This is a genomic window from Methanosaeta sp. UBA356, from assembly GCF_002496465.1.
Taxonomy (GTDB): Archaea; Halobacteriota; Methanosarcinia; order Methanotrichales; family Methanotrichaceae; genus Methanothrix; species Methanothrix soehngenii.
This window is the reverse complement of sequence record NZ_DAKC01000063.1, coordinates 1-3,553: the sequence shown is the minus strand read 5'-3', so window position 1 is coordinate 3,553 and position 3,553 is coordinate 1. Positions and strand designations below refer to the sequence as shown.

The 3,553-nt window shown below is 49.9% G+C and carries 4 protein-coding genes; 2 read left to right on the top strand and 2 right to left on the bottom strand.

Going from position 1 to position 3,553, the window contains the following annotated elements:
- Nucleotides 1–168: 168 nt before the first annotated feature.
- Complete coding sequence (locus BP727_RS05365) at nt 169–570, bottom strand: ABC transporter substrate-binding protein (RefSeq protein WP_273467123.1); 402 nt, start codon at nt 568–570, stop codon at nt 169–171.
- A complete protein-coding gene (locus BP727_RS05360; RefSeq protein WP_273467125.1) occupies nt 563–1,564 on the bottom strand; it encodes an ABC transporter substrate-binding protein in 1,002 nt (333 codons plus the stop codon). Before BP727_RS05360 ends, BP727_RS05365 begins: the two co-directional genes overlap by 8 nt.
- A gap of 201 nt (nt 1,565–1,765) precedes the next feature.
- Here BP727_RS05360 and BP727_RS05355 point away from each other — a divergent pair, with 201 nt between their 5' ends.
- Nucleotides 1,766–2,968 carry an ABC transporter substrate-binding protein gene (locus BP727_RS05355; RefSeq protein ID WP_286857762.1) on the top strand — a complete coding sequence of 401 codons (1,203 nt, stop codon included), beginning with the start codon at nt 1,766–1,768 and terminating at the stop codon, nt 2,966–2,968.
- Nucleotides 2,969–3,206: 238 nt separating this feature from the next.
- Nucleotides 3,207–3,476: a hypothetical protein gene (locus BP727_RS05350; RefSeq protein WP_286857759.1), complete on the top strand. Its 270-nt coding sequence runs from the start codon at nt 3,207–3,209 to the stop codon at nt 3,474–3,476.
- Nucleotides 3,477–3,553: the final 77 nt, after the last annotated feature.

Here is a 3,553-nt window from a genome sequence, read left to right as displayed (position 1 = left end):
GAAGAGTCACGCTGACTTCTTCGATAAAGGTTTTGGTGGGCTACTTACGGCATTCCTCCCCGCCCTGAAGAGCAGGGCTTCCTGCCTGTGTTTATGTGACCTTCTCTTCTTCCTCTGCTAAGGCAGGAGCTAGAAGAAGAGCAAGGACGATCAACAGTGTGGTTGTTCTCATTCGATCTCCATATCTAAAAAGGAAGATGAGGGAAAGGCGTAAGCCCCCTCCAGCTCAAGACCGTAGAACTTATCTATGAGCTCCCGGTGCACAACATCAGGGTCCACATCTTCGAACCGTTGTGGATGAAGCCATTTGGCCAGGTAAAGCTCTCCAACTATGGCCCGTATTCCCGATGTGATCTTGCCGCTCATCACAAAGACCCGTCCGTCTTCTACCGCCTTTGCGCTCTGCAGCTCCGGCCGGCTCATTATCTCATCCCTCAACTGGGCCAGCTCATCCTCAGTGTAGTTTTTGGTGCTGGGCTCCGACTGAAGGATTACATCTGGGTCGATCTGTACCACCCACTCGGGGCTCACGTCAGGATACGAATTCGATTCATTTGCTAGCTCAGGCATCGGAGGGATAAGCGTATCCTCCCTCCAGCTTCATGTTGTAGAACTCCTGTATGAGCTTCTCATGCTCGACACCCGGATCTATGTCCTCGAATAATTCGGGATAGAACCACTTGGCCAGGTAAAGCTCGCCGATCGCAGAGCGGACTCCCGTGGCCACCGTACCGCTTAAAACGTAGACCCGTCCCTCTTTGACCGCCCTTGAATTCTGCAGCTCCGGCCGAGATATGATCTCATCCCTCCACTGCTCTAGTTCCTCCTCTGTATAGTCCTTCGAGCTTCCCAGAATGTGAAGTATGACATCAGGATCTTTCTCTATCACCCATTCCGGGCTGACATCGGGATAATCGACCGATTCATTGGCTGCGATGTTGACTCCGCCGGCAAAGTCGATGAAGTTGTCATAGGATGTGCCGTTAGATGCCGAATGATACGGCTTTCCCAGCCACTCGAAGAACACGGTTGGTCTCTCCTCCGAATTTGTGCCCGAGATTCTCTCCTTTATGAGATCATGATAACCTTTCAGCTGGCCCGCCAGCTCAGAAGCGCGCTCCTCTTTTCCAAGAGCCCTTCCCAGGTTCTCGATGACCAGGAGCGTCCTATTGGGATCTATGAACCTTTCCACGACAACGGCAATTCCGTCCTCCTCGAGCACCTTCCGGTCCTCCTCCGAGAGCATGGTATCGGCAATTACCAGCTCGGGTTCAAGCTCCATGATGAGCTCTAAATCCGGTGAGTTGGAGTGCTTTCCCGCGACGGTTAAGCTCTCGATCATTGGGGGAAAGTTGGAGCTGGTGCTGCGTCCGACCATGCTTTTTCCCTCATCCAGAGCCCAGAGGATCTCAGAAGCAGCGGCTGAGAGAGATACTGTCTTGGTTACGGGAGCGGACAGCTCGACCTGATGCCCAGTAAAATCGATCAGGGTTACCGTCTCTCCACAGCATACTGATATGAGCAATAAAAGAGAGATCAGGATCTGCAAAGCCTTTTTTCTCAACGTTACTACCTCCCATTTAGTCAAATTAATTGGCTTTTAGACAAATTAAGTTGTATATAAATCTTGGGCCGGTGCGTCATACTGAGAGGCAATGAATCAAATGCAGCCTCGTCCGGATGAGAAAGACTTAAATCAATTAATCTTTCCTTTAATCAAAAAATGGTGATCGAAATGCTTAGTAAGACGCGAATATGGATACTATTGGCATGGTTAATGCTGTGCTCACTGCCGATCCTGGCATGCGGATCTCATCTCACCCTGAAGATCTATGGCAATGCAAACCTGGATGATACCATAGATCAAAGGGACGTCGATTATGTTGAAGGGATCATCAATGGCACACAGGAATATAGCGAGCTGGCCGATGCCAATAACGATGGCAATATCGGCCAGGAGGACATCGCGCAGATCGAGGACATCGTAGCAGGCAGAGAAACGAATCTCATCTTGAAGGATACTGCCAACCGGACGGTGTCAATCGATATACCTGTGGAAAGAGTCATCGTTCCCAGCGGCCTTACCGCTGAGGCATTCAAGGTTTTGAAGGCGACGGAGAAGGTCGTCGGCGTCTCCAATGCCATTCATGAAAAGACTTACTTCTTCCCCGAGTTTGCCGATCTGCCATCAGTCGGCGGCTGGAAGATAGAGGATTATGAGGCGGCCATCTCCCTTGATCCGGATCTGGTAATCAGCTACGAAAAATGGCCGCCCATATCCGAAGCAGAGGAGAAGCTTGATCCCGCAGGAATACCCGTAGTCGTCCTGGAGTTCACAGATCCGAACTTCGTGACGGAGGAGCTGGTCAAGCTCAGCTACATTCTGGGCACGAATGGGGCAGAGGACCGGTATATTCAATGGCGCTCCGGATATGAAAGGCAGATAGATGATTATGTGAACAATTTGAGCCGGGATGAGCGGCCCAGCGTCTTTTTGGAGACGGGCTTTAAGGGTCTAAATGATGTTGGGACATATGGAGAAGGGGCAAAGGGAAGCCTGGTGCTTGAACTGACCGGCGGCAGGAACATTGCTGCCAATATGTCGGAAGCTTATCCGCATGTGGATAGCGAGTGGATCATCACCGAGAATCCAGAGGTCTTGATGAAGTACGTTTACAGCTCAGAGTTGGACTGGGGCTGGAACAGCACTGATGAGCCCGAGGCGTTGATCGAAGAGATCTCAAGCCGCGATGGATGGGAGAGCATAGATGCGGTGAAAAACCAACGGGTATACTTGATCAGCAACGAGCTGATGACGGGGCTGGATAGCGTGGTAGGATACCTATACTGGGCCAAGCTGCTCCATCCGGAGTTCGCTGCAGATCCGACAGAGGCGTATAAAGAGTATATGACCGATTATTTAGGTATGGAATTTCCTGATTTGGTATTTGTTTTCCCCAAACCCTGAAGATGCTCTTGGGGAGAGAGTCTCAGCTCCATACCAATTTTTTATAAAAATTATTTTAAGCTTTTATAGATCCTTTAACCGCAAACTTTAAGTAAAATTAATTTGTATTAACTCAAACTTAGTGGATTAAGAATTCCACACAACCATTCAAATCAGGAGGTTGGGGCTAACCTGCGGTTTGTCACCACCTCCATCTCCCACTTAAAAAGGGCTGAAATGGTCAAAAGAGGAGGACAAAATGGCAGATGAGAAAAGTTCCATGAAAATGAAAGACATAAACGAGGCGTTATCCGATTACCAGGTTCAGAGCCTGGAGGGGGTCATCCTGGAGGGCGACATAGAAATTGAGATGGACATCTCCAGCGGGGCGCAGTCGCTCCTTTCTCAGTCGCTGGGCCAGGAGTTCACCAACCTTGCCACGCAGCTGTTCAACTTCTCCAGGTCTATGGGTTACCCGGTTGATTCCATGAATCAGATCATGAATACGGGTGGAGGGACGAACAGATAAAATGCAAGTTTCCGTCAGATGACCTCCTTGCTTTTTTAATTCCATCTTATAGGACTACAGTGCTGGGGCGCAGGGGT

Excerpts from the sequence above, each read along its gene's own strand:
- BP727_RS05365 (WP_273467123.1), bottom strand. The coding sequence starts at position 570 with ATGCCTGAGCTAGCAAATGAATCGAATTCGTATCCTGACGTGAGCCCC.
- BP727_RS05350 (WP_286857759.1), top strand. The coding sequence starts at position 3,207 with ATGGCAGATGAGAAAAGTTCCATGAAAATGAAAGACATAAACGAGGCG.